Consider the following 6,400-nt stretch of genomic DNA (forward strand, 5'->3'; position numbering starts at 1 on the left):
CAACCACATAAGGATCAAGGTTCCACCGCAAAGCGCGCCGCATTTGGGCGTTGTGCATCTGGGACGCTTATTTGAAAGGATACGATGATGGACATGGAAAAGTTCACTGAACGCTCACGCGGGTTTTTGCAGGCTGCACAGACCATTGCGATGCGCGAAAGCCACCAAAAATTAAGCCCTGAGCATTTGCTCAAAGCGCTGTTGGATGATCCTGAAGGACTTGCCTCTGGATTGATCGCCAATGCAGGCGGTGACGCGAAAAGCGTGGCAGAAGACGTCGACGCAGCGCTTGTCAAAGTGCCGCGCGTCTCTGGCGATGCAGGGCAAACCTATATGGATCAATCCACCGCCAAAGTGCTGGACGAGGCCGAAAAAATCGCCACCAAAGCAGGCGATAGCTTTGTGCCGGTTGAACGCATTTTAACAGCGCTTGCGGTGGTGAAATCTGCCGCGAAAGACGCGCTGATCAGTGGCGGTGTCACGGCGATGAAACTCAATGCCGCGATCAATGAAATCCGCAAAGGGCGCACGGCTGACAGTGCCTCTGCCGAGGATGGCTATGAGGCGTTGAAGAAATATGCTCGCGATCTGACCGAAGCTGCCGAAGAGGGAAAAATCGATCCCATTATTGGCCGCGACGAAGAAATTCGCCGTGCCATGCAGGTTTTGTCGCGCCGCACTAAAAATAATCCTGTTTTGATCGGGGAACCGGGCGTGGGTAAAACCGCGATTGCCGAAGGTCTTGCCCTGCGCATCATCGATGGTGACGTGCCTGAATCCCTGCGCAACAAGAAATTGATGGCGCTTGATATGGGCGCGCTGATCGCGGGTGCAAAATATCGCGGTGAGTTCGAAGAGCGGCTGAAATCAATCTTGAAAGAGATCGAGGCGGCTTCTGGCGAAATCATCTTGTTCATCGACGAAATGCACACGCTTGTTGGCGCGGGCAAAAGCGATGGCGCGATGGATGCGGCCAATTTGATCAAACCAGCGCTGGCCCGTGGCGAGCTGCATTGTATCGGCGCGACCACTTTGGACGAGTACCGTAAATACGTCGAAAAAGACGCAGCCTTGGCGCGGCGCTTCCAACCGATCGTGGTCGAAGAGCCAACCGTTGAGGATACGATCTCAATTTTACGCGGGATCAAAGAAAAATACGAAGTGCACCACGGCGTGCGTATTTCGGACGCGGCCTTGGTCGCGGCGGCAACGCTGTCGCACCGCTATATCACAGATCGGTTCTTGCCGGACAAAGCCATCGACTTGATCGACGAGGCGGGTAGCCGTTTGCGCATGGAAGTGGACAGCAAGCCAGAAGAGCTGGACCAATTGGATCGCCAAATTTTGCAGCTGCAAATCGAAGCCATGGCCCTGTCGAAAGAGGATGATGTCGCTTCAAAGGACCGTTTGCAAAAGCTAGAAAAAGAACTGGCTGATTTGCAGGAAAAATCCGCAGGCATGACCGCCAAATGGCAAGCAGAGCGTGACAAGCTGGAAGGCACACGTGATCTGAAAGAGAAACTGGATCGTGCACGCGCTGATCTGGAAATCGCCAAACGCGAAGGCAACTTGGCCAAAGCGGGCGAGCTGTCTTACGGTGTGATCCCGCAGTTGGAAAAACAGGTCGAATCCGCAGAAGGTCACGAGGCTCAAGATCTCTTGGTCGAGGAAGCCGTGGGACCTGAACAGATCGCAGAAGTGGTTGAACGCTGGACAGGTATTCCGACTTCTAAGATGCTCGAAGGGGACCGCGAAAAATTGTTGCGCATGGAAGACGAACTGCACAACCGCGTCATCGGTCAACACAGTGCGGTGCGTGCTGTTGCCAATGCTGTGCGCCGGGCGCGTGCTGGTTTGAACGACGAGAACCGTCCTTTGGGGTCGTTCTTGTTCCTAGGCCCAACAGGCGTGGGTAAAACCGAGCTGACCAAAGCTGTCGCCGAGTTCTTGTTTGACGACGATAACGCGATGGTTCGGATCGATATGTCCGAGTTCATGGAAAAACACGCTGTATCGCGTCTGATCGGGGCACCTCCCGGCTATGTTGGTTATGATGAGGGTGGTGTTTTGACCGAAGCTGTGCGGCGTCGCCCCTATCAGGTGGTGCTGTTCGATGAGGTGGAAAAGGCCCACCCCGATGTGTTCAACGTGCTGTTGCAAGTATTGGATGACGGTGTGCTGACGGACGGCCAAGGGCGGACTGTGGACTTCAAGCAAACGCTGATCATTCTCACGTCGAACCTTGGGGCGCAGGCGCTCAGCCAAATGCCTGATGGGGCTGATCCGGCTGCGGCGAAACGCGATGTGATGGACGCAGTGCGGGCGCATTTCCGGCCTGAGTTTTTGAACCGCTTGGACGAGACCATCATCTTTGACCGTTTGGCACGGGCCGATATGGGCGGCATCGTGAAGATCCAGCTTGGGCTTTTGGACAAACGCCTCGCGCGGCGCAATATGTCTGTTGTGCTTGATGATGGCGCGAAAGCATGGCTTGCGGATGAGGGCTATGATCCTGTGTTTGGGGCGCGTCCGCTCAAACGGGTGATCCAGCGCGCTTTGCAAGACCCGCTGGCAGAACGCTTGTTGTCTGGCGACATAAAAGATGGCGAATCCATCGAAGTCACTGCTGGTGTCGATGGATTGATCATTGGCGACCGCAAGGGGGCCACCAATCGTCCAAAGCCAGATGACGCAATTGTTCATTAAACATTGATTAAAAATGACTATAGTGAAAGGCGGCTCCAAATGGGGGTCGCCTTTTTCTATCAGGCGAGACCTGAAACTCTGTTCTTAAATGTGCATACGAAAGTATGCTGAAAAATAGGCAATTTTGAGAACTGGATAGCGCTAACACGGTTGTCTCTTATTTTAATTATGGCAGGGTCGCGCCAAATCAAATCGGATTAGGAATATAATATGTGGATTTGGGCAATGGGCGCGCTGCAAGTGATGGCGCTGTTTTTTGTGTTTGTGTTGGGTGCCCTGGCGCTGGGTGCTATGGCGCTGTATATTTTTGATAAGCGGCAAACCCGCGATGCCGTTTTGCGCAACTATCCAGTCATTGGGCATTTCCGCAGTTTGTTCACAGAATTGGGTGAGTTCTTTCGCCAATACTTCTTTGCAATGGACCGCGAGGAATTGCCTTTCAACCGTGCGCAGCGTGATTGGATTTACCGTGCCGCTAACAAAAAGGGCAATACCATCGCGTTTGGTTCTACTCGGAATCTGTCTGTGCCTGGCACGACACTTTTTGCCAACGCAACCTTCCCGCCTCTTGATGATCAATTCGCGACCACAGATCCCATGGTTATCGGCGAAAAGTGCAGAACACCCTTTATTGCCAATTCGATTTTCAACATCTCGGGCATGTCCTTTGGTGCGATTTCAAAACCGGCTGTTTTAGCGTTGTCTAAAGGCGCTAAAGAAGCGGGTATTTGGATGAACACCGGAGAAGGCGGTCTGTCCCCGTTCCATCTCGAGGGCGGCGCAGATTTGGTCTATCAAATCGGAACTGCAAAATACGGTATCCGCGATGACGCTGGCAATCTTGATGACGACAAACTGCGCGCCATGGCGGCACACGAAACAGTTCGCATGTTTGAGATTAAGCTGAGTCAAGGTGCAAAGCCGGGCAAGGGTGGCATTCTTCCTGCTGCCAAAATCACCGCTGAGATTGCACAAATCCGTGGGTTAAAACCAGGCGAAGACGGCATTTCGCCCAATCGGCATCGCGAAGTAGATGACTTTGGCGACCTTTTGGATTTTATTGGCCACATTCGCGAAGTGACGGGCAAACCGGTTGGTTTTAAATTCGTGGTCGGGTCGTCACGTCCTTGGGCCGAATTCTTTGCTTTGATCAAAGAGCGCGGAGAAGATTCGGCACCAGACTTTATCACCATCGACGGCGGTGAGGGGGGCACGGGTGCGGCACCAATGCCGTTGATGGATTTGGTTGGCATGCCAATCAAAGAGTCTTTGATCCGCATTGTCGATCTGCGCGACAAATACGGGTTGCATGATCGCATTCGAATTATCGCCGGCGGTAAACTTGTGAACCCTGCAGACATTGCATGGGCCATTTGTGCAGGCGCTGATTTCGTATGTTCTGCGCGTGGATTTATGTTTAGCCTCGGCTGCATTCAGGCGTTGAAGTGCAACAAGAACACTTGCCCAACTGGGATCACGACGCATGATCCGCATTTGCAGGGCGGCTTGGTTGTCGAGGATAAATATAAAAAGGTGGCCGCCTATGCCGCTGCGTCGATCAAAGAGCTTGAAATGATTGCGCATTCGGTTGGGGTGCTTGAGCCGCGCCAAATGCGCCGCCATCACGTACGGATTGTGCAGGCAGATGGCACGTCTAAAGAGCTAGAGCGTATTGTGCCAAGTTACAAAGAGCCAACGAAGACGTGAGATGAGTTTGCTTTGAGAAATAGGCGTGGCGGGCTATCTATATTCAAATCACCGTGGAGAGCCCGTCATGACTTTTAAAAGCGACCTAAAATACTCAGCCGTTACGCCCGAGAGCACTTACCTAAATCGCCGCAGTCTTATGAGCGGTTTGGTCGGGGGCGGCGCGGCACTTGGCGCGGGTCTTTTGGGGGCCTCTCCTGCACGTGCTCAAGACGCGCCAGTCTTCGAAATCAAAGGGTTCGACACGACTGAAAAACCCAACACATTCGAAGAGATTACATCCTACAATAACTTCTACGAGTTCGGCACAGGCAAAGAAGACCCCGCGCAGAACGCTCATACTCTGACCACCGACCCTTGGGCCGTGGAAATCGACGGTTTGGTTGATCGACCTGGCTCGTATGATCTTGCGGATATCTTGGCTAAAGTTGATATTGACGAACGCATTTACCGTTTCCGTTGTGTCGAAGCTTGGTCAATGGTTATCCCTTGGAACGGCTTTGAGTTGAATCAACTGCTAAACCTCGCAGGTATTCAGTCTTCCGCCAAATACGTACGCTTTGAAACGCTGTTCCGTCCTGAAGAAATGCCTGGCCAAAAACGTGCCTTGCTGGACTGGCCTTATGTCGAAGGGTTGCGCCTTGATGAGGCGATGCATCCTTTGACGCTTATGGCGACGGGCTTGTACGGCAAGGAACTGCCAAATCAAAACGGCGCGCCGCTGCGTTTGGTCGTGCCATGGAAATATGGTTTCAAGTCGATCAAGTCGATCGTGAAAATCACACTGACAGACACCCAGCCTCTGAACACGTGGAAGTCGATCAACGCGAAAGAGTATGGTTTCTACTCTAACGTCAATCCAGAGGTCAGCCATCCGCGTTGGACGCAATCCTCAGAGCGTCGCATCGGCGGCGGCCTGTTTGCCAGCCGCCTGCAGACTGTCATGTTCAATGGTTACCAAGAGCAGGTTGGTGATCTTTACAAAGATCTGGATCTCACAAAAAACTACTAAGCCATTTTACATCACTGGGGGCGGCTTCGGCGGCCCCTTTTTATTGCTCTGCACAAGGACGCTCGATGATTTCTTTTTCCTCTTTCACGCAAGTCAAACAAACTGTCGCTCAAGCCGTGAATGGGGTTCTGCGTCGTGTCCCTGCATGGCCTCTTTATATAGTGGCAGTTATTCCGCCAGTTTTCATGTTTTTTGCGGCCCTCAACGGAAAGCTCGGCGTTGATCCTGTGAAATCGCTTGAACACGAAATGGGCGAGTTGGGGCTTCAAATCCTCATTGCCGTGCTGGCGATCTCACCGTTGCGACGGTTTACGGGTATCAGCCTGATCAAGTTTCGCCGCGCTCTTGGGTTGATCGGGTTCTTTTATATCTTCTTACATCTGCTGGTCTGGTTGGTGCTGGATGTGCAGATCGTAGATCAAATCGTGAAAGATATACTAAAGCGCCCTTATATAACAATCGGCATGGCGGGCTTTGTCTTGATGATCCCTTTGGCGATCACATCGAACAATTGGTCACTGCGCAAGCTCGGCCCCAAATGGCGTAGCTTGCACAAGCTGACATACCCAGCGGTCATACTGGGCGGCGTGCATTTCGTTTGGCTGGTCAAAGGTTGGCAGCTTGAACCACTTATCTACTTAGCTGTCATCGTGGGTTTGTTGGCATTGCGCATTAAACCTAAGCGCCGCGCGGTGAAGTCCTGATTTACGCAGAGAGCTTGGAATCGCAGTTCGGGCATGTTCCGAGTCGCCTCTAAGGGGGCATGATACCACATCTAGTGGTAAAACTGTTCGCAGCAACAAGCCTGGGCCAGCGGTGCACCGCGCTAAAGTCTACTGTTGACATGTTAGCGTGCAAAGTTTCATATTTTATTGTTCTTTTTCAAATTGTTACGTTCTTTTTCAAGAAAAGTTCACAAACTTTCTAAAAAGGGCTTGCGGGCTTTGTTTGTTAGCCTTAGAACCCCCCTTACCG

General features: G+C 52.3%; 4 protein-coding genes. All 4 read left to right on the forward strand.

The genetic code is table 11. The features are described from left to right. The first annotated feature begins 87 nt into the window (after nucleotides 1–87). The 4 genes from clpB to msrQ all read left to right on the forward strand — a co-directional run bounded on the left by clpB (nucleotide 88) and on the right by msrQ (nucleotide 6,129). Entirely contained in the window at nucleotides 88–2,706 is a 2,619-nt protein-coding gene (gene clpB, locus WNY38_RS13420) for an ATP-dependent chaperone ClpB (RefSeq protein WP_342857861.1), read from the forward strand. A gap of 210 nt (nucleotides 2,707–2,916) precedes the next feature. Further along, on the forward strand, nucleotides 2,917–4,413 hold the full coding sequence (locus tag WNY38_RS13425; RefSeq protein ID WP_342857853.1) for an FMN-binding glutamate synthase family protein: 1,497 nt from the start codon (nucleotides 2,917–2,919) through the stop codon (nucleotides 4,411–4,413). Nucleotides 4,414–4,480: 67 nt separating this feature from the next. Continuing rightward, nucleotides 4,481–5,425: a protein-methionine-sulfoxide reductase catalytic subunit MsrP gene (gene msrP, locus WNY38_RS13430; protein ID WP_342857854.1), complete on the forward strand. Its 945-nt coding sequence runs from the start codon at nucleotides 4,481–4,483 to the stop codon at nucleotides 5,423–5,425. Between the two features lie 65 nt (nucleotides 5,426–5,490). After that, nucleotides 5,491–6,129: a protein-methionine-sulfoxide reductase heme-binding subunit MsrQ gene (gene msrQ / locus WNY38_RS13435; RefSeq protein ID WP_342857855.1), complete on the forward strand. Its 639-nt coding sequence runs from the start codon at nucleotides 5,491–5,493 to the stop codon at nucleotides 6,127–6,129. Nucleotides 6,130–6,400: the final 271 nt, after the last annotated feature.

Origin of the sequence: Pacificibacter sp. AS14 (assembly GCF_038899935.1) — a bacterium.
GTDB lineage: Bacteria > Pseudomonadota > Alphaproteobacteria > Rhodobacterales > Rhodobacteraceae > Celeribacter.

What these genes read in the sequence shown, in the direction of transcription:
- clpB (WP_342857861.1), top strand. Translation starts at nt 88, where the DNA reads ATGGACATGGAAAAGTTCACTGAACGCTCACGCGGGTTTTTGCAGGCT.
- WNY38_RS13425 (WP_342857853.1), top strand. Translation starts at nt 2,917, where the DNA reads ATGTGGATTTGGGCAATGGGCGCGCTGCAAGTGATGGCGCTGTTTTTT.
- msrP (WP_342857854.1), top strand. Translation starts at nt 4,481, where the DNA reads ATGACTTTTAAAAGCGACCTAAAATACTCAGCCGTTACGCCCGAGAGC.
- msrQ (WP_342857855.1), top strand. Translation starts at nt 5,491, where the DNA reads ATGATTTCTTTTTCCTCTTTCACGCAAGTCAAACAAACTGTCGCTCAA.